This is a genomic window from Pantoea sp. XAF26B01_ASV70 (genome assembly GCF_054512635.1).
On the sequence record NZ_CM137251.1, the window covers coordinates 1,960,119 to 1,983,860 of the forward strand.

The window sequence follows — 23,742 nt, forward strand, 5'->3', positions numbered from 1 at the left end:
GTCGCTTAACTGACTGACATTATGCCAGTGGCAGCCTTTTTTGATCTCAGCGACCAAAGAGATCGCGGCGTTTAGGTTTCAGCGGCTGGGCTATCAGCACCAGCGCCGCGACCAGCAGATAACCGGCGAACACCACAATCATCCACTGCGGCATGCTGAGCGTCAGGAAAGTCCAGCTGCGTTCTGCACAGTCACCGCTGGCAAGAAACACCGACGGCAGCCACTTATCCAGCGGTAAGCCGCTGGGGAAGCGAGCAGCAAAATCACAGGTGGTGAAGGGGTTAGGGTGCAGCTGAATCATGGTATGTTCATAAGAGAGACGCAGACCTTCCCAGGCACTGTAGATCCACAACGCCAGCGCCGCCAGACGCAACGGCGATTTTGGCGCAATCGCACCAACCAGACCCGCGCCCAGCACACCAAACAGCGCATTGCGCTCATAAATACACATCACGCAGGGCTTCAGGCCCATTACGTGCTGAAAAAAGAGTGCTGTTAATTCCAGTGCAAGTGCAGTCAGTGCCAGTAGTAACCAGGCTCCGCGACCACGTGAGCATTGATTCAGATATCGCAACATATTGCATTCCCTGTAAACGTTAATGCCACGCAGTGTAAACCAAAAGCGTTTGCAAACCAGCCAGGGACAGGGAAAAATCGTGTGCAAACATGACCTGATTCTGATCCAGAGCAGGTTAAATGAGGATAAGCCAGACCTTATCTGCAGAACGCCGCTCAGTGAAGAGCGGGGAGATCCGCAGCGGCGACAGAGACGATCGCATGCGGTCAGGAGGCGAAACGGCAGGCGCGGGTTAGATGCTGCCAGCGTTCTGCGCTTTCAGGGCGGCTGAACGCTGACACTCAGCGGTGCTGTGGCACGCGCTATTTCAGCGCAGAAAGTCGTTCAGCCCGCCCGTGATCCTGAAGCCGCTGATACTGCGGTCAGCCATGCTGAAATATGCGCCTGCGCCCGGTTTTAATGGTTACGCAGGCTATATCCGCTATAGGGCGTCTGGTATGATGAGTGCCCATCATGATTAGAAAAGCAACGAGAACACATTGCTATGGTTATAAAGGCTCAGAGTCCAGCGGGATTTGCTGAAGAGTATATTATTGAAAGCATCTGGAACAGTCGCTTTCCGCCAGGGTCGATTCTTCCTGCTGAGCGTGAGCTTTCTGAATTGATTGGGGTGACGCGCACCACCTTGCGTGAAGTGCTGCAGCGCCTGGCGCGCGATGGCTGGCTGACTATTCAGCACGGTAAACCGACGCGGGTGAACGATTTCTGGGAGACGTCCGGCCTGAATATTCTGGAAACGCTGGCCCGTCTCGATCACGACAGCGTTCCGGTGCTGATCGACAACCTGCTGTCGGTACGCAGCAACATTTCATCGATCTTTATCAGCCGTGCGCTGCGCCATCATCCGGACAAAGCACGCGAAGTGCTGGAAACGGTCAGCGCGGCTGCCGATCAGGCTGATGCCTATACCGAGCTTGACTACCGGGTGTTCCGTGGTCTGGCGTTTGCGTCAGGTAACCCGATTTACGGTCTGATTCTGAATGGCCTGAAAGGGCTCTATACCCGCGTTGGCCGCCACTACTTCTCTAATCCGGAAGCCCGTCAGGTCGCGCGCGATTTCTATCTCAAACTGCTGGAACTGTGCGACAAAGAGCCCGGACAGGATGAGATTGTGGACGTGGTGCGCAACTACGGCCGCCGCAGCGGTGAAATCTGGCACAGTATGCAGAAGAATCTGCCCGACGATCTCGGCAGTAAGCGTTAAAAAAAACCGGACATCGCGTCCGGTTTTTTATTTTAACCCATCAGAGTGATGAACCGCGTGGTGGATTACGATCCAGCAACTCTACGCTGCCATCCTCGTTCTGCTGTTCCAGAATCACATCAAATCCCCACAGACGATGCACATGCTTCAGCACCTCGCGACGGCTCTTATCCAGCGGCGTGCGGCTCTGCGGCACATAGCGCAGAGTCAGCGAACGGTCACCGCGCAGATCGACGTTATAGACCTGAATATTCGGTTCGAGATTACTCAGGTTGTACTGCGCGGAGAGCTGCTGGCGAATTGCGCGGTAGCCCGCCTCATCGTGGATCGCGGCGATTTCGAGATAGTTGTTGCGGTCATCATCCAGTACGGTAAAAAGACGGAAATCGCGCATGACTTTCGGCGACAGGAACTGGCTGATAAAACTCTCATCCTTGAACTCGCGCATCGCAAAATGCAGCGTTTCCAGCCAGTCGGAACCGGCGATATCCGGGAACCAGTAGCGATCCTCTTCGGTCGGCGACTGACAGATACGCTTGATATCCTGCATCATCGCGAACCCTAAAGCATAGGGGTTGATGCCGTTATACCACTGACTGTTATAGGGCGGCTGAAACACAACGTTAGTGTGGCTGTGCAGGAACTCCATCATAAAGCGTTCCGACACTTTGCCTTCATCATAGAGGTGATTGAGGATGGTGTAGTGCCAGAATGTCGCCCAGCCTTCATTCATCACCTGGGTCTGTTTCTGCGGATAGAAATACTGGCTCACCTTGCGCACAATGCGCAGGATCTCACGCTGCCATGACTCCAGCAGCGGGGCGTTTTTCTCCATAAAATAGAGCAGGTTTTCCTGCGGCTCAGAGGGATAGCGCGCGGCTTCAAAGGTCACGGCCTCTTTCTCACGCCGTGGCAACGTTCGCCACAGGGTGTTCACCTGACTTTGCAGATACTCCTCACGGCTTTTCTGCCGCGCCTTCTCCTCCTGCAGAGAGATCTTCTGCGGGCGTTTATAGCGATCGACGCCATAATTCATTAAGGCATGGCAGGAGTCGAGCAGCCGCTCTACCTCTTCGACGCCATAGCGCTCTTCGCAGTCACTGATATAGTTTTTGGCGAACAACAGGTAATCGACAATCGACCCGGCATCCGTCCAGCTGCGGAACAGATAGTTATTTTTAAAGAAAGAGTTGTGGCCATAGCAGGCATGCGCCATCACCAGCGCCTGCATGGTCATGGTGTTCTCTTCCATCAGGTAGGCGATGCAGGGATTAGAGTTGATGACAATCTCATAGGCCAGACCCTGCTGACCATGCTTATAGCGCTGTTCGGTCTCGATAAACTTTTTGCCGAATGACCAGTGTGAATAGTTGATTGGCATGCCGACGCTGGAGTAGGCATCCATCATCTGTTCAGAGGTAATCACTTCGATTTGGTGCGGGTAGGTATCAAGCCGGTAGAGTTTAGCCACCCGGTCGATCTCGGCTAAGTAGACATCAAGCAGTTCGAATGTCCAGTCTGGTCCGTCATTGAGTCGTTTGCTGTCTCTGATGGCTTCGTCAAAGATTGTCGTCATAGCGCACCTCTTTTTTGCAAACCGGCTGACCCGAAAGACAACCCGTTCTGGTTATTTAAGGCTTCATCCTGAAAAAGGGAACCCGAAAAAAACTGAGCGAACACAACAATGATAGCCCACTGTCGCTTATCCGAAATGCGAACTCAAACGAATTCTTTGGCACAAAATCATTAAGAGTCGTGCGGCAGGGGATTTAACAGCCTTTAATTCTGACTATATTATAAATGCCGGTATCTAATGCTGTTTATAAGCGGAATGTATGGGGTTGAATGAATCTCCTGCAACAGGCAGATTTAACTGCCTTCGTTGTCATTTATTTCTGTGTTTAAGGATTAAGACGCATAAAGCGCTGAAATTGGCCGTGCGACAAGATTTTAGTTACCTGAAAAGTAAAAAAGATGTGAAATGGATGGTGAAATTCTGTGGTGGTGTCTGCTGTGTAAATCCGCTGACTATCATCAGTTGAACAGTGAATTATGCTTTTACAGGTCGGGTGGGGGAGCTATGCACGTTGTAATTCTTGGAAGTGGTGTGGTCGGGGTGGCAAGTGCCTGGTATCTGGCGCGTGCCGGACATCAGGTGACGGTCATTGATCGTCAGCCCGCCGCAGCGATGGAGACCAGTGCAGGGAATGCCGGTCAGATCTCTCCGGGTTATGCCGCACCCTGGGCAGCGCCCGGCGTGCCATTGAAAGCGGTGAAGTGGATGTTTCAGCGCCACGCGCCGCTGGCTATCCGGCTGGATGGCAGTAGTTTTCAGCTGGAGTGGATGTGGCACATGCTGCGCAACTGCGACATCAATCACTATCAGCAGAACAAAAGCCGCATGGTGCGGATTGCTGAATATAGCCGTGACTGTCTGAAAGCGTTGCGCAGTGAAACCGGCATCGCCTATGAGGGCCGTCAGGGCGGGACGCTGCAACTGTTCCGTACCCAGCAGCAGTTCGACAGCGCCAGCAAAGATATTGCGGTGCTGCGCGACGCGGGCGTGCCCTATGAGCTGTTGCAGGCGCATGAACTGTCTCGCGTTGAACCGGCACTGGCGGCAACCCAGCATAAACTCACCGGCGGATTACGCCTGCCCAATGATGAAACCGGCGACTGTCAGCTCTTTACTCAGCGGCTGGCAAAAATGGCCGAAGAGGCGGGCGTGGTCTTCCGCTTTAATACTCCGGTCGACCACCTGCTGCGCGATGGCAATCGCATCTATGGCGTGAAGTGCGGTGATGAGATCATCAAGGCGGACAGCTATGTGGTGGCGTTTGGTTCCTACTCGACCGCGCTGTTAAAAAATGTCATCGATATTCCGGTCTATCCGCTGAAAGGCTATTCACTCACTATTCCGATTAAAAATCCTGACGCCGCACCGGTTTCAACTATCCTGGATGAGACCTACAAAGTGGCGGTGACGCGGTTTGACGATCGTATTCGTGTCGGCGGGATGGCGGAAATTGTTGGTTTTAACACCAAACTCACCGAAGCGCGGCGGGAAACGCTGGAGATGGTGGTCAGTGATCTCTATCCTGAAGGCGGTCATCTCGCGCAGGCGAGTTTCTGGACCGGTCTGCGTCCGATGACGCCAGACGGTACGCCGATTGTGGGTGCCACACCCATCTCTAATCTCTGGCTCAATACCGGTCACGGTACGCTGGGCTGGACGATGGCGTGTGGTTCTGGTCAGTTGCTGGCCGATCTCATCTCCGGTAAAAAGCCGGCCATTGCGGCGGATGACTTAGCGGTGTTCCGCTACTTACCCGGTTTCGCGGCGACCTCATCGCCGCTGCGTAACGCCAACGCAACTCGTTAAGTATTCAGGGAGAGAGAGGATGTCACGTCCGATTGTCGCTACCATCAACCAGCAGGCGTTACGTCATAACCTGACTGTTGTTCGCCAGGCGGCACCCGCCTCCCGCGTCTGGTCAGTGGTGAAAGCTAATGCTTATGGCCATGGCATTGATCGCGTGCGCGAGGCGTTATCTGCCACTGACGGCTTCGCGCTTCTTAATATGGAAGAGGCGATCCAGCTGCGCGAACAGGGCTGGAAAAAGCCGATTCTGCTGCTGGAAGGTTTCTTCCAGCCAGAGGATCTGCAGCTGATTGACCGTTATCGTCTCACCACCAGCGTACACAGTAACTGGCAAATCAACGCGCTGGCCAGTGCCAGACTTGCAGCACCGGTTGATATCTATCTCAAAATGAACAGCGGGATGAACCGGCTGGGTTTTCGCCCGGAACAGGTCAACGGTGCATGGCAAAAGCTGCGGGCGCTCAGTACGGTAGGTGAGATGACGCTGATGGCCCATTTTGCCGATGCGGAAAATTCGCAGGGTCTGATTGCGCCACTGCAGCGCGTAGAGCAGGCGGCTGAGGGGCTGAACTGTCCGCGATCGCTCTCCAACTCCGCCTGCACCCTGTGGCATCCTGAAGCGCACTTTGACTGGGTCCGTCCCGGCATCATTCTGTATGGCGCGTCGCCCAGCGGTGACTGGCAGGACATTGCAGGCAGTGGCCTGAAGCCGGTGATGACCTTAAGCAGTGAGATTATTGCGGTCCAGCAGCTACAGGCGGGCGATGGCGTGGGTTACGGCTACCGCTATCACGCCAGTGCAGCGCAGCGAATTGGCGTGGTGGCCTGTGGCTACGCGGATGGCTATCCACGGCATGCCCCGACGGGTACGCCCGTCTGTGTCGATGGCGTGATGACTCAGGTGGTTGGTGCTGTTTCGATGGATATGATCACCGTCGACTTGACCCCCTGTCCCCAGGCCGGTATTGGCTCAGCCGTGGAGCTGTGGGGTGAGCAGGTGAAAATCGATCAGGTGGCAAAAGCGGCCGGAACGGTAGGGTATGAGCTGATGTGTGCGCTGGCACCCCGCGTTCCGGTCACGGTTATTTAAGCGCGGTCAGGCTGCCGCGCATCTTTCTGCTGCAGCGCCAGGCGATAAAGGCCAGCGCTGCACCCAGCAGCATCATCAGACTCAGCGACAGCTTCTCCGCCACCGGCAGCGCCACAATGACCAGGCTGCCTGACGCGCCACCGGCCATCTGAATGAATCCCTGCAAGGCGGACGCCACGCCCGCCTGTTGCTGATAGGGCTCCAGCGCATAGCTGGTGGCCGGTCCCACCGTAAAGGCCAGCCCGGCAACTGAAACGGCCACCGGGAACATGTAAAGCGCCCAGTGCGTCTGCATCTCCGCCGGGAAGATCTGCATCCCCGCTACCAGCAGCACCGCGCCCAGCAGCATAGTGAAGAATCCCATCGCCAGGCAGAAAGGGCGACCCGCTTTGCGAATCGCTTTATTGACGAACATGCTGACAAACATGATCCAGAAACCGTTGGCGCCAAAAGCAAAAGAGAACTGGATTGGCGTCAGCCCGCCTTCGGTCATTAATACCTGTGGTGCCAGCGACACGTAGGTCAGCACCATGCCCAGCGCACCGGCATTGGCGAACGCGAACGCCAGAAAGCGCGGCTGACGCAGGATCGCGACATACTGTTTAATCGGTAATCCTTTCACCCGCAGGGTATCCGCCGGGCGCGTCTCTGGCAGCCAGATAATCACCAGCAGCGTAATCAGCACGCCGTAGGCGCAGAGAAACCAGAAGGGTGCGCGCCAGTCAAAGGCGCTGGCCAGCAAACCGCCCAGCAGCGGAGCCAGGGCCGGGACGATGTTTAATGCGCCATTCAGGAAGCCATATGCACGGGCGGCATCATCACCGCTCAGGCGATCACGCACGCCGCTAAAGGCCACGACCGCGCTGCAGCAGACGCCACAGCCCTGCACCAGGCGGGCAAGGACGAACAGCGGGAATGAGGTAGCGGTGGCGGCGATGGCACTCCCCGTGATGTAAAGCGCCAGGCCCAGCAGGGCGATCGGCTTACGGCCATAGTTGTCCACCAGCGGGCCGGTCACCAGTTGTCCCAGCCCCATGACCAGCAGAAACAGGGGAATGGTGGTCTGCACCAGATTAACCGGCGTATCCAGCCCTTCTGCGATTTGTGGCAGCGTGGGCAAATAGAGATCGATGCCTAAGGGTGCCAGCAGCACCAGGCTTAATAACAGCAGAGTAAATTTTTGCATAACAACCAGAGGGTAAGCGTTCTGTTTAAAAACGATCGCAGAGGGTAATGATTCAGCGGCAAAAAAGATAGAGGAAGTCGTGCGGAAAGTGCGATGCCTGCTGTAAACAGGCATCGCAGAGGTCTGATTAGTAAGCGCCGTCGCGGCGTAACACCACGCCTGCGGTTTTGAACAGGATCGCGATATCGGTCCAGAGCGCCCAGTTTTTGACATACCAGGAGTCAAAATAGACGCGGGTGTCGTAGTCGATATCGTTACGTCCGCTGACCTGCCACAGACCGGTCATACCCGGCTTGGCCATCAGGTAGTAGTCGACATCACCGGCATAACGCTCCAGCTCAGCTTCAATCACCGGACGCGGGCCAACCAGGCTCATCTCGCCACGAATCACGTTCCACAGCTGCGGCAACTCGTCCAGGCTGGTTTTACGCAGGAAACTACCAATCCGGGTCACGCGCGGGTCATTCTTCAGTTTGAAATCTTTGTCCCACTCAATTCGTGCCTCTTCGCTGGTTGCCAGTAATTTCTCCAGCACCTCTTTGGAATTGGTCACCATGGAACGGAATTTCAGACATTTGAATTTTTTGCCATTCTGGCCCACACGCTCGTGACCATAAATGGCATTGCCGCCATCACGTTTTACCATATAACAGAGCAGGGCGAAGATTGGGCCGAGGAACAGCAGCAGCATCGACGCCACCACGATATCAAAGGCGCGCTTCATGAAACGGGAGGAGTGTTTCGCCAGGTTGTTGCTGACACGCAGAATCATCACTTCATGGCTGAAGATAAAGGACATGTCGGTGCCGTAAAGCGGCACGCCGCGCAGCGTCGGGATCACTGAAACTGAACGGCAGTTCATCTTGGACAGGAATTTCAGCCAGCGATCGCGCATCGGCTGCTGCTCGTACTCCATCGCCACAATAAACTGCACGTTGTCACGGTCAATAGTCTGCCAGTTGATATCTTTCCAGGTGATCACCGGCACGCCATTCACGCTCTGCTGAGCCGGGACATCATCGACCGAGATAAAGGCCTGTACGTTGTAGCCCAGAATCTCTTCACTCTGCAGCGCCGCGTAAGCTTCGGTGGCGTTTCTGCCGGAGCCAATAATGATGGTCTCTTTCTGCCACTGACCCGCCTTGTGGATGGCGCGTTTAACCAGAGCACGCATCAGCGGCAGCAGCAGCAGGGCATATGTCCAGCTGAAGACCCACACCATGCGGGAGAAATCCCATTTAGAGAAGGCGATCAACGCAAGGTCGAGCAGCGAGAAAACAAATAATGTTTTAATGATCTCTTTCAGCTCAAACCAGAAGGGTTTGCGATAGGTGTAGTGACGCAGGCGCACCCAGAACCAGCCGGTACACATGACGGACATAATAAACTGTGCCACAAAACGATATTCAATTTGATGGGGTGGAATAAAGGTATCCAGCTCGCCCCAAATACCCTGTATCGTCGCGGCAGATAAAAACAGTGCGAGGTTAAGTGCAATCAGATCGGAAAAGCTCAGGGCGAATTTCACGATGATATTTTTACGCGTGCCGCTCCACGAGCGGCTCGGGCTATTCATTATCAATGTACTTGCCATAAAACCTGCTCTCTTTCTCAAGTAAAAGATGGCCTGACCAGAATCATGTACGCGCTCAGGGGTGGGCTTCTGAAAAATTAAAAAATAATTTTCAGTCTGTTGCAGTCAGTAAAGCCAGTGCAGCTGCAAAAAAGATAACGGCTAAAGCGTGATAGTACTCACGAAATGTTGCAGCATTGAGAATGAGTATGCAGGAGTTATTTGACAGAGTTAATACGGAAAAAATCTGAAAACATCAAAAGTGATTAAAGTTTTAAATGGCTAAGTTTTGGTTTTTACTGGATAAAATAAGGCGGGGGTTGGTTATAACCAAACTGTTTAAGACGCTTTTTAGGAATTACCGCCAAATCTTACGACTGGCGGTAGTGATAACAGACTCAGGCAGGTTTTTTTAAAATCCAGCGGTCCTGCTGTTTATCGTAATGACCAATCTGCAGATCCACCGGTTCTCCGTCAATCCATGCCGGGACGCTGGTATCGCGATCCCAGCCATCAAGTTGGGTAATTAAGCCGGGATTGGTGTGACAGGGGATGCTGACGGTGTCGAGGTTCTCACTGTCAAGATCGGCATCAACAATCTCATAACGACCAATTTTAACCACGTGTCCCATTCATTTCTCCCGTTTTTGCTGGCATAGACATTTAAGCTTAGCGTATCGACAGAAAATAACGTGGCTGAATGATTAGGATTATTCCTTCTCTTCAGCCGGACGGACACCAATCTTCACAATACGGTTATCCTCTTTCTCCGCGACGGTCCACGTTAGCTGATTCCACTCAACCTGATCGCCAACCACTGGCGCGCCGCCCAGCATACTCAGCACCAGTTGTCCCAGCGACTGCTGATCGTTGGTGTTCTCATCCAGTTCCAGTCCGTAAATCTGCGCAATATCGCGCAGGCGAGCTTCAGCATCCAGAATAAAGTCACCAAAGAAACGCTGGTCGAGGGAAACGGGCGGTGACTGGCTGAACATTTTACCCAGCGCCGGCAGATCGCGCTCACGGCCAATCACGCAGATGACGTCGTTCTCCCTGAGCCGCGTCCCATCATTCGGATGCATCAGCACATTGTCACGGAACAGGGCGGCGATGCGGGTCTCACGCGGCATCTGCAGGTCACGCAGTGCGGCACCGATGCACCACTTGTCAGCGCTGAGCTGGTAGACAAACTGCTCCCACGGATTTTCGGGGTGGATATCCAGACCGATACGGCTGATAGGCGATGCGGTAGGCGGCACCACCACTTTGGCTTTTTTCGCTGCAAAGCCCAGCGAGGTGCCCTGCAACATCAGGGAGACCAGCACCACAAAGAAGGCGATATTAAAATAGAGCGACGCGTTTTCTAATCCGGCCATCATCGGGAAGACTGCAAGGATAATCGGCACCGCGCCGCGTAAACCGACCCAGCTGATAAAGACGCGTTCGCGTGTAGTAAAACTGCGAAACGGCAGCAGACCAATAAACACCGACAGTGGGCGCGCCACCAGAATCAGCCATAGCGAGAGGATCATCGCCGGAACCGCGATATGCCACAAATCAGACGGGGTTACCAGCAGTCCCAGCACGATGAACATGCCAATCTGACTCAGCCACGCCATGCCGTCAAAAGTCTGCAGAATGCCGTGACGGTTGCGAATCGGCCTGTTGCCCAGTAAAAAGCCGCACAGATAGACCGCCAGGATGCCGCTGCCCTCTAATACCGTGGTCAGGGCGAACACCAGAATGCCGCCACTCAACGCCAGCAGCGGATAGAGCCCACCGGCCAGACTGATACGGTTAATCAGCTGCTGCAGCGCCCAGCCGCCGCCCAGGCCCAGCACGATACCCAGACCAAACTGCTGCACCAGATGCACCAGGAACATCCAGTCAAGGCCGCTGCGGCCCTGTTCGATCATCTCAATCAGCGTAATGGTCAGGAACACCGCCATCGGATCGTTACTGCCCGATTCAATCTCCAGCGTGGAGCTGACGCGCTCATTCAGGCCTTTGTCACCCAACAGGGAGAAGACGGCGGCGGCATCCGTGGAGCCGATAATCGCGCCAATCAGGAAGCCCTGCATCATATCCAGGTTAAACAACCAGGCGGCGACCACACCGGTTAAGCCTGCGGTAATCATGACCCCGACGGTTGCCAGCGACAGCGCTGGCCCCAGGGCAACTTTAAATGAGCTGGCTTTGGTCCGCATGCCGCCATCCAGCAGGATAATCGCCAGCGCCAGGTTCGAGATTAAGTAAGCCGCCGGATAGTTATCAAAGGCGATGCCGCCGATACCATCAACTCCGGTCAGCATGCCGAGAGCGAGGAAGATCACCAGAATAGGGATACCCAGTCTGGATGAGAAAGAGCTGAGCAGAATGCTCGATGCGACCAGCACGGAACCGATGATAAACAGACTGTAGACAATAGTGTGGTTCAAACCCGATCTCCTGAGATATGACAGTGCGGTGCAGCGACTGGTGACAAATATCCATGCTATCTCTGAAAGATAATGTTTTATCAAGGAGTTGTCATTGTGAAAATGATCATTATACGAATTGCTTAACAGCATATGGAATCAGATTAATGTGAAGAATGAGGGGGTTGGCAGGCAAGCGGCAGAAAACAGACTGTTTTAGCAGGTTATTCGGAAGATAAAAAAAGCCGGCGATGAGCCGGCTTAGTGCATCAGGCTTCCGTTGCCTGTTTATGGAACAGCGATCGGAACACCGGGTAGATATCTTCCGGCTCACGAATGTGTTCGATAGCAAAGTTATCGAACGTCGACTGCAGATGCTCATACTCGCGCCACAGCGTCTGATGCGCACGGCGGGTAATCTCGATATAACTGTAATAACGCACCACCGGCAGAATATGCTTCGCCAGGATCTCGTGACAGAGCGGTGAATCGTCGGCCCAGTTGTCGCCATCCGACGCCTGTGCAGCATAGATGTTCCACTGCGCCGGGTCATAGCGCTCTTTCACCACCTCATCCATGAGTTTCAGCGCACTGGAAACGATGGTGCCACCGGTCTCCTGGGAGTAGAAGAACTCCTGTTCATCCACCTCTTTGGCCTGCGTGTGATGACGAATATAAACCACATCGACATTCTTGTAGGTGCGGCTCAGGAACAGGTAGAGCAGGATATAGAAGCGTTTCGCCATATCCTTGGTGGCCTGATCCATCGATCCGGATACATCCATCAGACAGAACATCACCGCCTGGCTGGAAGGCTCCGGCCGTTTCTCAAAGTTTTTGTAGCGCAGGTCGAAAGTGTCGATAAAAGGCACCCGTTCGATACGCGCCCGCAACTCGGCGATCTCTTTACGCAGCCGCTCCTCTTCAAGAAGCTGAGCCGGTTCTGAGTTCTCAATCTCCCGCAGCGTTTCTTCCAGTTCGTGCAGCATCCGGCGTTTACCCGCGGTCATCGCCGTACGACGCGCCAGCGAGTTCTGCAGCGAACGTACGACGCTGATATTGGCAGGCACACCGTTGGAGGTGAAGCCGGCACGGTGGGTCTTATACTCATTCAACTGACGATGCTGGTTCCGGCGCAGGTTAGGCAGGGCGAGATCTTCAAACAGCAGGTCCAGATACTCATCTTTCGATATCTGAAAGACAAATTCATCCTGACCTTCACCATCCTGACTGGCATTGCCCTGGCCACTGCCGCCGCCGCCACCACCCTGCGGTCGCTCGACCCGGTCATTCTGCACAAAATGGTCGTTGCCCGGATGGACCCGATGGCGGTTGCCGCCGCGTCCCTGATGGAAAATTGGCTCATTGATGTCGTCAATCGGGATAGAGACAGACTCACCGCTGCTTACATCGGTCACCGAGCGTTTATTGATGGCCTCGGAGATCGACTGCTTAATTTGCGACTTATAACGGCGCAAGAAGCGCTGGCGGTTTACCGCGCTCTTGTTTTTGCCGTTGAGTCGGCGATCGATGAAATAGGCCATGGTATTCCCCCAAACTACATTGTAAGCAGGCCGGGCGAACCCGACCTTGTCAGACCGGTATCACTTACCGGCAAGCTTACAGACTCTTATCAGGACGATTTACGCACACGCAAATACCATTCACACAGCAGGCGAACCTGTTTGCGGGTATAGCCTTTTTCCATCATGCGATCGACAAAATCATCATGCTTTTTCTGCTCATCGGTAGAGGTCTTGGTATTAAACGAAATCACCGGCAGCAACTCTTCCGTATTTGAGAACATTTTCTTCTCGATCACGGTGCGTAATTTCTCGTAACTGGTCCAGTTCGGGTTGCGACCGTTATTGTGTGCCCTGGCGCGCAGCACGAAGTTGACGATCTCATTACGGAAATCTTTCGGGTTACTGATGCCAGCGGGTTTCTCGATTTTCTCCAGTTCCGCGTTGAGCGATTCACGATCAAACAGCTGTCCGGTATCGGGATCGCGATACTCCTGATCCTGAATCCAGAAGTCGGCATAGGTCACATAGCGGTCAAAGATGTTCTGACCATATTCAGAGTAAGATTCCAGATAGGCGGTCTGAATCTCTTTGCCGATAAACTCAGCATATTTGGGGATCAGATAGCCTTTGAGGTGCTCAAGGTATTTCTCGGCCTGATCCTGTGGGAACTGTTCGCGCTCAATCTGCTGCTCCAGTACATAGAACAGGTGCACCGGGTTGGCCGCCACTTCGGCGTGGTCAAAGTTAAATACCCGCGACAGAATCTTAAAGGCAAAGCGGGTTGAAAGGCCGTTCATCCCCTCATCCACACCGGCGTAATCATGATACTCCTGCCAGGACTTCGCCTTAGGGTCGGTATCTTTCAGGCTTTCACCATCGTAGACCCGCATTTTGGAATAGATGCTGGAGTTATCCGGATCCTTGAGACGTGACAGGATAGAGAAGCGTGCCAGCGTTTCCAGCGTACCCGGTGCACAGGGCGAGGTCGCCAGCTCACTGTGATTAAGTAACTTGTCGTAGATTTTGATCTCTTCAGAGACCCGCAGGCAGTAGGGCACCTTGACGATATAGACACGGTCAAGGAACGCCTCATTATTCTTGTTATTACGGAACGTCACCCACTCTGATTCGTTGGAGTGCGCCAGAATAATGCCGTTAAACGGCAGCGCCGAAATCCCCTCGGTGCCGTTGTAGTTCCCTTCCTGCGTCGCCGTCAGTAACGGGTGCAGGACCTTGATAGGCGCTTTGAACATCTCAACGAATTCCATGATGCCCTGGTTGGCACGGCAGAGTGCGCCGGAGTAACCGTAAGCATCAGGATCGTTTTGCGCGTGGTTTTCCAGTTTACGGATATCCACTTTACCGACCAGCGCGGAGATATCCTGGTTGTTCTCATCACCCGGTTCAGTTTTGGCAATCGCCAGCTGTTCCAGGATTGACGGCCAGACTTTCACCACTTTGAAACGCGAGATATCGCCGCCGAAGTCGTGAAGTCGCTTAGCGGCCCACGGCGACATAATCGTGCCGAGATAACGGCGCGGCACGCCATACTCTTTTTCGAGAATATGCGCATCTTCCTGCGGATTAAACAGGCAGAGAGGGTGGTCATTAACCGGGCTGCGTTCCCCGTCGGCGCTCAGTACATAGATGGGCACCCGCTGCATCAGCGACTTAAGCCGTTCCGCCAGTGAGGATTTACCGCCACCTACCGGCCCCAGTAAATAGAGGATCTGTTTCTTCTCTTCCAGTCCCTGAGCGGCATGTTTCAGGTAGGAGACGATCTGTTCAATCGCTTCCTCCATGCCGTAAAACTCCTCGAACGCCGGATAGCGTCCCATCACACGGTTGGAGAATATTCTGGAAAGGCGTGGCTCCTGAGCAGTATCGACCATTACTGGCTCTCCGATAGCCATTAACAGTCGCTCTGCAGCGTTGGCGTATGCACTGCGATCCTGCTTACAGATGGCAAGAAATTCCTGCAGTGTGAACTCTTCGTCCTTGGCAGCTTCATAACGCTGACGATAGTGATCGAATATATTCATAGCGATGCCCGTCCTTTCGTTTTTAGCACAGGTAAGGAGCGTAATTAGAGGCTTATAGCAGCTCCCGGAAGATATTCTCTGTTGAGTACAGCAACCCTTATGCCAACCTGATCTTTCTTATCGGGATACACAACTTTTGTGGTTACTCTGCTCGTACAAAATGTCTGCTGTTACTTCTAACTGTAGATGGCTTCTAGGAAATTTCCTCCACGGGTTTGGGTTAATGAGGGGAAGATCAACTGTACAGCGGGTCTGTTGTGAGATGCGTTCTTATGGGTGATGCTTTAACTTAACGTGTTTTTAACCTTTAATGCCACTTTCATCGATCAGTCACTTAAAGGATTTCGATATAAGTTAATCCAGCCGTGAAAAAACGTTAGACTTCCTGTTTGATTGTTATATTTATGGAATGAATAAATTGTGAACCAATTCAAATTTAAGACGCTTGTTGCACTTCTGCCCTGTTATTTACTGGCCACGCACGCGAATGCCGCACCGCTTTCCATTGGTGCGTCGGTTATCTATGCCGAATCACCTTATCGCGGCGGCCAGGACCGGTATATCCCCGTTCCGGTTATCAATTATGAGGGTGAAGACTTCTGGTTCCGTAGCCTGCAGGGCGGCTACTACCTGTGGAAAGATCCTCAGAACCAGCTGTCACTGACGCTGCTGGGTTCACCACAGGAGTACAAACCCAGCGACAACGACCTGGGCGACATGAAAGGGCTGGATAAACGCCGCATGACGCTGATGGGGGGTGCAACCTATCGTCACACCGCTGACTGGGGGATTGTCCGTACCTCATTGCTGGGGGATGTGCTCAATAACAGCAACGGGATGATCTGGGACCTGACATACCTCTATCGCTTCCAGATGGGTGACTTCAGCCTGACGCCGGGCATCGGGGCCACGTGGAACAGCGCCAATCAAAACCGTTATTACTATGGGGTATCCGGGCACGAAAGCGCCCGTACCGGCATCAGCCGTTACAATCCGGATGACAGCTGGTCACCTTATGTGGAACTGAGCGCCAGCTATCAGATTGCGCCACAGTGGAATGCCAGCGTCATGGGACGTTACGTCCGCTTCGACAGCGAAATCAAAGACAGCCCGATGATTGATAAAAGCGGGCAGGCGTTAATCTGGACGGGTGTCAGCTATACCTTCTGATAACGCACCAAAAGAGGGCATTTAATGCCCTCTGTTCTTTTACAGGGCCTCAGAATGGGGCGGGAGAGCAGAATGCGTAACACGATTAACTTTGCCGGTTTTAGCGATCTGCCGGTGATCGGTCAGGGCACCTGGTATATGGGTGAAAACCCGGCGCAGCGGGCTGATGAAGTCGCTGCATTGCAGGCGGGTCTTGAGTGCGGCTTACAGCTTATCGATACTGCAGAAATGTATGCAGATGGCGGAGCTGAAGAGGTGGTCGGACAGGCACTGCTGGGCCGTCGCGACCGGGCGCTGCTGGTCTCCAAAGTTTATCCGTGGAATGCGGGCGAAGTGGATGCCATTGCAGCCTGTGAGCGCAGCTTGCGCCGTCTGCAAACCGATTATCTCGATCTCTACCTGTTGCACTGGCGCGGCAATATTCCGCTGGAAGAGACACTGCGCGCCATGGAACGCCTGCAGCAGCAGGGCAAAATTCGTCACTGGGGCGTATCGAATTTTGACACCGATGATATGGCCGAACTGTGGGATGAAGAGAAGGGCGAGGCCTGCGCGACCAATCAGGTGCTCTATCATCTGGCTTCACGCGGCATTGAATTTGATCTGCTGCCGGCATGTCAGCAGCGTGGCGTACCGGTCATGGCCTACTGTCCGCTGGCCCAGGCCGGACGGCTACGTGACTCACTCTTTACCGATCCGCAGCTGACTCAGATTGCACAGCAGAAGGGCATCAGCGTGGCGCAATTACTGCTGGCCTGGGTGATTCGTCAGCCAGGGGTGATTGCCATTCCTAAAGCCAGTTCCGTGGCCCACGTTCAGGAAAATGCGGCGGCGCTGGAGGTGGAACTGACCGATGAGGATTTGCAGCTCATCGATCGCGCCTGGCCAGCGCCACAGCATAAGTCGCCGCTGGATATTGTTTAGCCGTTAACGTTATCGCTGGCTGCGGCTTTCTTTTTGAGGCGGAACGTCGTGGCCAGTCGTGCTGGCTTTTCACCCGCGCTGCGTAACGGTTTGCTGATACGCGCCGTCTCCACACAGACCATGGTCTTATAGCCCTCATTCGCCATATCCGTCATGCTGCAGGAGAGTTCCACACCCGGATTCCACGTGACAACGTCACTGTGATGATGGTGGTACACCTCGATCTGCCGCTCGCCCGCAGTATCATTAATCACTGAGCAATCTTCTGCTGCGGTAAAGATACGGTCGATGCGTCCAGGATAACGCTGTTTGCCGTCGCTGCTGGCCACCTCGCCGTTATTCACTTTGTCGATATAGCTATTGCCCAGACCCGAGACTTCCACACCGTTGATGTCGCTGACGGTAAAGTAGCTGTGCAGAGCCGCCGTCGCTTCAAAGTCACCATAGGCTTCCAGCTCAATCTCACAATGCTGGCCCAGCCGGAAGCGGGCAATCAGGGTGAATTCATGCGGCCAGAGCTTCAGCGTCTGAGGGTTGCTCTCCAGCACCAGCGTCAGCATGACGCCCTCTTCATTTTCATCATGCGCCGTGAGTTTCCACGGCTGAACCCGCGCAAAGCCGTGTGCCGGTTCGCCCGCCGGGCCGAACCACGGCCAGCAGATCGGAACGCCGCCACGAATCGCCTTACCCGGTGCAAAGAGACTCTTATCACTCAGCCAGAGTACCGGCTTTTCGCCGCTGGGTTGCCAGGCGATGAGGTGCGCGCCCTGAAGCGTAATGGCTGCCCGCACTTTAGGGTGACTCACAACAATGGCGGGGAGTTCACCTATCTGGCGCTGGGTGAGGTAAGGGGAGATCTGCGTGACCACCGGCAGAGAAAACAGTTTATCTTGCATGTTCGATTCCTTCCTGTGCGGATCAAAAAAAGGGCGACCGAAGTCGCCCTTATTCTCAATGATGTCTGGCTGCCTTATTTAGCAGAAACCAGTGCAATCAGGTCGAGAACTTTGTTTGAGTAGCCAGTTTCGTTGTCGTACCAGGAAACCAGTTTCACAAAGTTGTCGTTCAGCGCGATACCGGCTTTAGCGTCAAACACTGAAGTCAGGATTTCGCCGTTGAAGTCGGTAGAAACCACGTCATCTTCAACGTAGCCCAGAACGTCTTTCATCTCACCTTCTGCAGCCGCTTTAATTGCAGCACAGATTTCTTTGTAAGAAGCCGCTTTTTCCAGACGCACGGTCAGGTCAACAACGGAAACGTTAGGGGTTGGTACGCGGAATGCCATACCGGTCAGTTTGCCGTTCAGCTCTGGCAGAACTTTACCAACGGCTTTAGCTGCGCCAGTTGATGAAGGAATGATGTTCTGCGATGCGCCGCGGCCGCCGCGCCAGTCTTTATGAGACGGGCCATCAACGGTTTTCTGGGTAGCAGTGGTGGCGTGAACGGTCGTCATCAGACCTTCAACGATGCCAAACTTGTCGTTGATCACTTTTGCCAGCGGTGCCAGGCAGTTAGTGGTACAGGATGCGTTAGACACGATATCCTGGCCATCATATTTGTCGAAGTTTGCACCACGAACAAACATTGGGGTGTCATCTTTAGATGGACCGGTCAGAACGACTTTCTTAGCACCTGCGGTGATGTGTTTACGCGCGGTTTCGTCGGTCAGGAAGATACCGGTTGCTTCAGCAACAACGTCAACGCCTACTTCATCCCACTTCAGGTTGGCCGGATCACGTTCAGCGGTAACACGGATTTTTTTACCGTTAACCACCAGTGCGCCATCCTGAACTTCTACTGTGCCGTCGAAACGACCGTGAGTAGAGTCATACTTCAGCATGTACGCCATGTAATCCGCGTCCAGCAGGTCGTTGATAGCAACGATTTCGATGTCAGAACGCTTTTGAGCAGCACGGAAAACGATGCGACCGATACGGCCGAAACCGTTGATACCTACTTTGATAGTCATATATTCCACCAGCTATTGGTTAGTGAATAAAAGGTTGCCTGTAAAATTACAAAAACCTTACCAGGCGTCAAGCGGAATCGTGTCAATTGTTGCGACAAATCAATTCGCCTGAAAGGAATTATTCGATGCGCAACCGCTTGCGCGCCGCCAATGATATCGCGCTTCGTTGAATCAATCGCCGAATATATAGGGATGCTCCGGATAAAAGGTGATCGATGTCACAAATCCGCTTAGCAGAGAGCAGGCTGAAAGGGTGAGCACAAAAAAAGACCCGGGTTATGTTGATCATTTGTTAGAATAATAGTCGAATTTTTCAGAATGGCACTGCCCGGAATCCTAAAATGGCTAAAGACACCGCACCCGAAGCAAAAATTGCACAGTTGACCGAAATGCAACGCTACGTCACTCAGCAACGCGGAACGGAACCGCCTTACAGCGGCGCACTGCTGCACAACAAGCAGGAAGGGATCTACCACTGTCTGATCTGTGAGGCGCCACTTTTTCTCTCCGAGACGAAGTATGACTCTGGCTGTGGCTGGCCCAGTTTCTACCAGCCGGTCAGTGATGATGCGATTCGCTATATTGAAGATGATTCACACGGCATGCAGCGTATTGAGATCCGCTGTGGCAGTTGCGATGCGCACCTGGGACATGTCTTCCCTGACGGCCCGCAGCCGACCGGCGAACGCTATTGTGTTAACTCCGCCTCGCTGAATTTTACCGACGAGCAGGGCGAACAGACCAAAGGGTAATGGCGATGAAGGAACAGCTTGAAGCAATGCTTGCATCGATGACGCCTGAAGTCTATCAGCGTCTTGCCACGGCGGTTGAGATTGGTAAATGGCCGGATGGCGTGGCACTGACCCAGGAGCAGCGCGACAATTGCATGCAGCTGGTCATGATGTGGCAGGCGCGGCACAACGACGCGCCGCAGCACATGACCATTGGCAAAGGTGGCGAAATGGTGATGAAGTCGAAAAAAGAGCTCAAAGAAGAGTTTGGAATTGACCCTGATGTGACCCGCATCCATCTGCATTAAAAAAAAGCTGGCGTCATGCCAGCTCCATTTTAAATCAGAATCGCGCCCTGAGCGGTCATCTGGGCAAAGGCAATTTCGCTGTCCTCGGGATTCAGATTGACGCCCCGGCAGCCCTCTTTAACCACCTCAACGTGATAACCCAGCTCCAGCGCATCCAGCACGCTATATTTTACGCAGTAATCCGTCGCCAGTCCCAGCATCACCAGATGGGTGATCCCACGCTCACGCAGCCAGCTGTCCAGCTCGGTCTTACGGCGATGGCCATTGTCAAAAAAGGCGCTGTAGCTGTCGACATCCTGATCCTGGCCCTTATGGAACGTCGCATCGAACAGTGAGCGATCGAGATCCGGATGAAAATCAGCGCCAGTCGAGCCCTGGATGCCGTGATCGGGCCACCAGATCTGGGCCAGACCATTTAACTCGCCCAGCGTGTAGACCGGCTCGCCGGAAACCGAGGCAAAACTACCGTGATCGGCCGGGTGCCAGTCCTGCAGCGCCAGTACGCATTCACCGTTTTCACGGAACAGTCGCGCATAACGATTCGCCACCTCGACCGTATGGTCGCCCTCATGGACTGCCATCGGGCCGCCGGGGCAAAAATCGTTCTGAATATCAATAATGATGAGTGCCCGCTTCATTACATATCGCTCCGTTTCAGTCTTCAGTCAGTTCGCCGCGCAAATTCTGCTGCATTCTGGCTCGGATTTGATCGGCCGAAAGATCCTGGCTGAGTAAAAAGTGTAGCTTTGTCAGCGCCGCTTCCACGGTGAGGTCAAATCCGCTGATGACACCAGCATGTTCCAGCGCATTGCCGGTAGCGTATCCGCCCATATTCACTTTGCCGGAAATACACTGGGTGAGATTTACCACCACGATGCCACGCTCGCTGGCCTGCTGCAATTCTGCCAGAAATTCCTTGTTCTGCGGTGCATTACCCACACCATAGGAGCGCAGGATCAATGCTTTGACTGGCTGACGCAGAAAGTTACGTACAACGTCGGCTGAAATGCCGGGATAGATGGTGACCACGCCAATGGGCTGAGGCGTAATGGTGTGAACTTTCAGTTCGCCCTGACCGGCTGGGGCTGGCGGTGTATTGAGGCGACGAATATGAATGCCCGCTTCCAGCAGCGCAGAGAGGTTGGGCGAAGCAAAGGCGTTGAAGCCGTCTGCATGTGCCTTGGTGGTCCGGTTACCGCGATAGAGCGTGTTATTGAAAAACAGCGACACTTCGCTGATCGGATAGTTGGCCGCCACATAGAGCGAATTTAAGAGATTCTGCTGACCATCTGAACGTAATTCCGCTAACGGAATCTGCGAGCCCGTGACGATAACCGGCTTGGCCAGATTTTCCAGCATAAAGGAGAGTGCTGAGGCGGTAAATGCCATGGTGTCGGTGCCATGCAGGATCACAAAACCATCATAGCGATCGTAGTTCTGACGGATATCTTCTGCGATAGAGTGCCAGTCCTGCGGGGTCATGTCGGAAGAGTCGATCAGCGGCTGATACTCATGAATGGTGAAATCAGGCATCTCAGGGCGGTGGAACTCCGGCATGTTAGCCAGCTGTTGCTGCAGGTGTCCGGAGACGGGAATATAACCCTGCGCCGAACGCTGCATACCGATCGTCCCGCCAGTGTAGGCTACGTAGATGTTTTTCTTTTGCATTAGAGAACTCAGACTCGCCATAAAACGCGCAGTATAAGGGGAATAGCGGGGAAAAGCAGCCCGACCAGCGGTCGGGCTGCGAGGTTTATCGCACTTCGCCGCAGTTCAGGCAGAATGCATAACGGTTCTGAGGATCGTTCTGCTTGTCGAACAGGCCAGGCTGGGCTTTCATAGCACTCATCACATCCAGCATCGGTGCTGGCAGCCAGGCTTTCAGCGTATCAGGCAGGACAGCCTGCACCGACGCGTTCATCTGGCTCAGCATCATATCCAGGAAGCTCGGGTCATCCTGATACCAGCTCAGCTGCGGATTACTGACTTTCGCCAGCTCGCCCGCCTTCTTCACGGCATCATCGAAGTCACCCAGCGCATCAACCAGACCATTGGCTTTCGCATCGCTGCCGGTCCAGACGTGGCCCTGTGCAATGGCATCAATCTGCTCTGGTGTTTTATGACGTGATTTCGCTACCAGACCGACAAAGTTGCGGTAGCCATTTTCGATGGTCAGCTGCATCAGTTGCTGAACTTCCGTTGGCAGCGCTTTGGTGGTTGAGATATCCGCCAGCGGTGAGGTCGCAACACCGTCGGTGTGCACGCCAATACTGTCCAGGCTGTTCTCCAGCGTATTGATCACGCCGAAGATGCCAATCGAGCCAGTCAGCGTGCTGGGGTTCGCCACAATGTAGCTGGCAGGGGTTGAGATCCAGTAACCGCCAGACGCCGCCATGCCTCCCATCGAGACCACAATCGGCTTACCGGCCGCCTGCGCTGCCGCCAGCTCTTCACGAATCGCTTCCGAGGCGGTGACGCTGCCACCCGGGCTGTTCACCCGCAGAATAATCGCTTTGATTTTCGGATCGAGACGCGCATCGCGGATCTGCGCCGCCGTCGTGTCGCCACCGACGTTGCCCGGCGTCTCTTCACCATCCATGATGGCACCGCTGGCCATGACTACCGCGATGTTGCCATCCTGCTGCGTGGAGGTGGTTTTCACGCTGTAGTCATAGATGCTGACGCTACGGTAATCGTTGCTCTGCTTATCCAGACCAAAGGTTTTTACCAGCTCCTGATCGGCTGCCGCACGTGAACCCAGGGCATCGACCAGCTTGTTATCCAGCGCATATTGCGCGGTATCGCCTTTCACGGCGTTTAATCCGGCAATAATCGCAGCAGCACCGGGGAAGAGTTGCTCCGGCGTAATCTGGCGGTTCGCTGCCACGGTGTTCAGGTAGTTCTGCCACAGCTGACCGACCCAGCGGCTGTCTGCATCCCGTGCGGCAGGGGACATGTCGTCACGCAGGAACGGCTCAACCGCTGATTTGTAAGTCCCGACACGGAAGACGTGTGAGGTGACTTTCAGCTTCTCCAGCAAGGTTTTGTAATAGAGTCCGTTGGTGGCGAAACCATGCAGATCTACGGTGCCCTGTGGCGACAGATAGATTTTGGTGGCGTAGCTGGCAAGGTAATACTGCGCCTGGCTGTAGCTGTCGCCGAGTGCATAAATCGGCTTGCCGCTGTCGCGGAATTCGCGCAGCGCTTTACCCACATATTGCAGTGAAGGCTGATCGCCACCGGCAAATTCGCGTAAATCGAGCACCATGCCTTTAATGTTGCTGTCATCTTTTGCCTGACGAATAGCGTCGACCACATCAAACAGCGAATTTTCCTGTAAACGGTCACTGCTGGCACCCAGCAGCTGGCGGCCAATTTTGCTCAGACGATTGCTTACCGACGGTTTATCCACCAGCACGCCGCTGAGATCCACTTTCAGTGCGCCTTGCTGAATCGGCGCTGAACTGCCGCCCGACCCGCTGACCTGCAGCCAGATCCCTACACCCACCACAATCAACAAAATCAGGAAAATATTCAGAATAAATTCCCTGATAAAATTCAGTACCCGCCAGCTCCAGCGGAACAGACCTGCAATTATTCGCCACAATGTGCGCATCAGACTCTCCATAAATATGTAGCAGGA

20 protein-coding genes are annotated in these 23,742 nt (G+C 54.0%); 7 read left to right on the top strand and 13 right to left on the bottom strand.

Annotated features, from left to right (window positions below):
• Positions 1 to 46: 46 nt before the first annotated feature.
• Positions 47 to 577 (bottom strand): disulfide bond formation protein DsbB, encoded by a 531-nt coding sequence (gene dsbB, locus ACX8ZY_RS09140; RefSeq protein ID WP_010260580.1) that lies wholly within the window; start codon positions 575 to 577, stop codon positions 47 to 49.
• Positions 578 to 1,061: 484 nt separating this feature from the next.
• Between dsbB and fadR the strand changes: the two genes are divergently transcribed.
• Complete coding sequence (fadR, locus tag ACX8ZY_RS09145; protein ID WP_010670276.1) at positions 1,062 to 1,781, top strand: fatty acid metabolism transcriptional regulator FadR; 720 nt, start codon at positions 1,062 to 1,064, stop codon at positions 1,779 to 1,781.
• 40 nt (positions 1,782 to 1,821) lie between these two features.
• Here the strand turns inward: fadR and ACX8ZY_RS09150 are convergent, their stop codons facing one another.
• Entirely contained in the window at positions 1,822 to 3,357 is a 1,536-nt protein-coding gene (locus ACX8ZY_RS09150; protein ID WP_022625556.1) for a SpoVR family protein, read from the bottom strand.
• 504 nt (positions 3,358 to 3,861) lie between these two features.
• On the opposite strand from ACX8ZY_RS09150, the gene ACX8ZY_RS09155 reads away from it, so the two are divergent.
• Together ACX8ZY_RS09155 and dadX are read left to right on the top strand one after the other, a co-directional pair.
• Positions 3,862 to 5,163, top strand: coding sequence for a D-amino acid dehydrogenase (locus ACX8ZY_RS09155; RefSeq protein WP_010260588.1), 1,302 nt, complete (start codon positions 3,862 to 3,864; stop codon positions 5,161 to 5,163).
• Between the two features lie 19 nt (positions 5,164 to 5,182).
• Positions 5,183 to 6,253, top strand: coding sequence for a catabolic alanine racemase DadX (dadX, locus tag ACX8ZY_RS09160; RefSeq protein ID WP_158131647.1), 1,071 nt, complete (start codon positions 5,183 to 5,185; stop codon positions 6,251 to 6,253).
• Here dadX and ACX8ZY_RS09165 read toward each other — a convergent pair.
• From ACX8ZY_RS09165 to yeaG, 6 genes are all read right to left on the bottom strand, one after another.
• Entirely contained in the window at positions 6,246 to 7,439 is a 1,194-nt protein-coding gene (locus tag ACX8ZY_RS09165) for a multidrug effflux MFS transporter (protein ID WP_033757871.1), read from the bottom strand. The two genes, dadX and ACX8ZY_RS09165, sit on opposite strands and share 8 nt — an antisense overlap.
• Positions 7,440 to 7,566: 127 nt before the next feature.
• A complete protein-coding gene (gene wbaP / locus ACX8ZY_RS09170; protein ID WP_029519111.1) occupies positions 7,567 to 9,033 on the bottom strand; it encodes an undecaprenyl-phosphate galactose phosphotransferase WbaP in 1,467 nt (488 codons plus the stop codon).
• 377 nt (positions 9,034 to 9,410) lie between these two features.
• The gene (locus tag ACX8ZY_RS09175) at positions 9,411 to 9,644 is read right to left on the bottom strand and encodes a DUF1480 family protein (RefSeq protein ID WP_010260598.1); all 234 of its coding nucleotides are present in this window, start codon (positions 9,642 to 9,644) and stop codon (positions 9,411 to 9,413) included.
• Between the two features lie 78 nt (positions 9,645 to 9,722).
• A complete protein-coding gene (locus ACX8ZY_RS09180; protein WP_010670274.1) occupies positions 9,723 to 11,450 on the bottom strand; it encodes a potassium/proton antiporter in 1,728 nt (575 codons plus the stop codon).
• Positions 11,451 to 11,698: 248 nt separating this feature from the next.
• Entirely contained in the window at positions 11,699 to 12,973 is a 1,275-nt protein-coding gene (locus ACX8ZY_RS09185; protein WP_158131649.1) for a YeaH/YhbH family protein, read from the bottom strand.
• Positions 12,974 to 13,062: 89 nt separating this feature from the next.
• Positions 13,063 to 14,997 (bottom strand): protein kinase YeaG, encoded by a 1,935-nt coding sequence (gene yeaG / locus ACX8ZY_RS09190; protein ID WP_010260606.1) that lies wholly within the window; start codon positions 14,995 to 14,997, stop codon positions 13,063 to 13,065.
• Between the two features lie 420 nt (positions 14,998 to 15,417).
• Here yeaG and ACX8ZY_RS09195 point away from each other — a divergent pair, with 420 nt between their 5' ends.
• Complete coding sequence (locus tag ACX8ZY_RS09195; protein ID WP_033771947.1) at positions 15,418 to 16,167, top strand: MipA/OmpV family protein; 750 nt, start codon at positions 15,418 to 15,420, stop codon at positions 16,165 to 16,167.
• Positions 16,168 to 16,239: 72 nt separating this feature from the next.
• On the top strand, positions 16,240 to 17,091 hold the full coding sequence (locus tag ACX8ZY_RS09200; RefSeq protein WP_033757866.1) for an aldo/keto reductase: 852 nt from the start codon (positions 16,240 to 16,242) through the stop codon (positions 17,089 to 17,091).
• Here the strand turns inward: ACX8ZY_RS09200 and ACX8ZY_RS09205 are convergent.
• Together ACX8ZY_RS09205 and gapA are read right to left on the bottom strand one after the other, a co-directional pair.
• Entirely contained in the window at positions 17,088 to 17,987 is a 900-nt protein-coding gene (locus tag ACX8ZY_RS09205; protein ID WP_062757780.1) for a D-hexose-6-phosphate mutarotase, read from the bottom strand. The genes ACX8ZY_RS09200 and ACX8ZY_RS09205 overlap by 4 nt on opposite strands.
• 74 nt (positions 17,988 to 18,061) lie before the next feature.
• The gene (gapA, locus tag ACX8ZY_RS09210; protein WP_003852747.1) at positions 18,062 to 19,060 is read right to left on the bottom strand and encodes a glyceraldehyde-3-phosphate dehydrogenase; all 999 of its coding nucleotides are present in this window, start codon (positions 19,058 to 19,060) and stop codon (positions 18,062 to 18,064) included.
• Positions 19,061 to 19,401: 341 nt separating this feature from the next.
• On the opposite strand from gapA, the gene msrB reads away from it, so the two are divergent.
• Both msrB and ACX8ZY_RS09220 read left to right on the top strand, forming a co-directional pair.
• A complete protein-coding gene (msrB, locus tag ACX8ZY_RS09215) occupies positions 19,402 to 19,812 on the top strand; it encodes a peptide-methionine (R)-S-oxide reductase MsrB (RefSeq protein ID WP_010670269.1) in 411 nt (136 codons plus the stop codon).
• A 5-nt stretch (positions 19,813 to 19,817) separates the two neighbouring features.
• Entirely contained in the window at positions 19,818 to 20,099 is a 282-nt protein-coding gene (locus ACX8ZY_RS09220) for a YeaC family protein (RefSeq protein WP_031592762.1), read from the top strand.
• Positions 20,100 to 20,128: 29 nt separating this feature from the next.
• Here ACX8ZY_RS09220 and pncA read toward each other — a convergent pair whose 3' ends face one another.
• The 3 genes from pncA to sppA form a co-directional block, all read right to left on the bottom strand.
• Entirely contained in the window at positions 20,129 to 20,737 is a 609-nt protein-coding gene (gene pncA, locus ACX8ZY_RS09225; protein ID WP_158131650.1) for a bifunctional nicotinamidase/pyrazinamidase, read from the bottom strand.
• A gap of 16 nt (positions 20,738 to 20,753) precedes the next feature.
• On the bottom strand, positions 20,754 to 21,767 hold the full coding sequence (ansA, locus tag ACX8ZY_RS09230) for an asparaginase (RefSeq protein WP_033787679.1): 1,014 nt from the start codon (positions 21,765 to 21,767) through the stop codon (positions 20,754 to 20,756).
• Between the two features lie 85 nt (positions 21,768 to 21,852).
• A complete protein-coding gene (gene sppA, locus ACX8ZY_RS09235; protein WP_010260631.1) occupies positions 21,853 to 23,715 on the bottom strand; it encodes a signal peptide peptidase SppA in 1,863 nt (620 codons plus the stop codon).
• Between the last annotated feature and the right edge of the window lie 27 nt (positions 23,716 to 23,742).

Bases quoted from the DNA above. Each gene is read 5' to 3' on its own strand.
- dsbB (WP_010260580.1), bottom strand. From the start codon at position 577: ATGTTGCGATATCTGAATCAATGCTCACGTGGTCGCGGAGCCTGGTTA.
- fadR (WP_010670276.1), top strand. From the start codon at position 1,062: ATGGTTATAAAGGCTCAGAGTCCAGCGGGATTTGCTGAAGAGTATATT.
- ACX8ZY_RS09150 (WP_022625556.1), bottom strand. From the start codon at position 3,357: ATGACGACAATCTTTGACGAAGCCATCAGAGACAGCAAACGACTCAAT.
- ACX8ZY_RS09155 (WP_010260588.1), top strand. From the start codon at position 3,862: ATGCACGTTGTAATTCTTGGAAGTGGTGTGGTCGGGGTGGCAAGTGCC.
- dadX (WP_158131647.1), top strand. From the start codon at position 5,183: ATGTCACGTCCGATTGTCGCTACCATCAACCAGCAGGCGTTACGTCAT.
- ACX8ZY_RS09165 (WP_033757871.1), bottom strand. From the start codon at position 7,439: ATGCAAAAATTTACTCTGCTGTTATTAAGCCTGGTGCTGCTGGCACCC.
- wbaP (WP_029519111.1), bottom strand. From the start codon at position 9,033: ATGGCAAGTACATTGATAATGAATAGCCCGAGCCGCTCGTGGAGCGGC.
- ACX8ZY_RS09175 (WP_010260598.1), bottom strand. From the start codon at position 9,644: ATGGGACACGTGGTTAAAATTGGTCGTTATGAGATTGTTGATGCCGAT.
- ACX8ZY_RS09185 (WP_158131649.1), bottom strand. From the start codon at position 12,973: ATGGCCTATTTCATCGATCGCCGACTCAACGGCAAAAACAAGAGCGCG.
- yeaG (WP_010260606.1), bottom strand. From the start codon at position 14,997: ATGAATATATTCGATCACTATCGTCAGCGTTATGAAGCTGCCAAGGAC.
- ACX8ZY_RS09200 (WP_033757866.1), top strand. From the start codon at position 16,240: ATGCGTAACACGATTAACTTTGCCGGTTTTAGCGATCTGCCGGTGATC.
- ACX8ZY_RS09205 (WP_062757780.1), bottom strand. From the start codon at position 17,987: ATGCAAGATAAACTGTTTTCTCTGCCGGTGGTCACGCAGATCTCCCCT.
- gapA (WP_003852747.1), bottom strand. From the start codon at position 19,060: ATGACTATCAAAGTAGGTATCAACGGTTTCGGCCGTATCGGTCGCATC.
- msrB (WP_010670269.1), top strand. From the start codon at position 19,402: ATGGCTAAAGACACCGCACCCGAAGCAAAAATTGCACAGTTGACCGAA.
- ACX8ZY_RS09220 (WP_031592762.1), top strand. From the start codon at position 19,818: ATGAAGGAACAGCTTGAAGCAATGCTTGCATCGATGACGCCTGAAGTC.
- pncA (WP_158131650.1), bottom strand. From the start codon at position 20,737: ATGAAGCGGGCACTCATCATTATTGATATTCAGAACGATTTTTGCCCC.
- ansA (WP_033787679.1), bottom strand. From the start codon at position 21,767: ATGCAAAAGAAAAACATCTACGTAGCCTACACTGGCGGGACGATCGGT.
- sppA (WP_010260631.1), bottom strand. From the start codon at position 23,715: ATGCGCACATTGTGGCGAATAATTGCAGGTCTGTTCCGCTGGAGCTGG.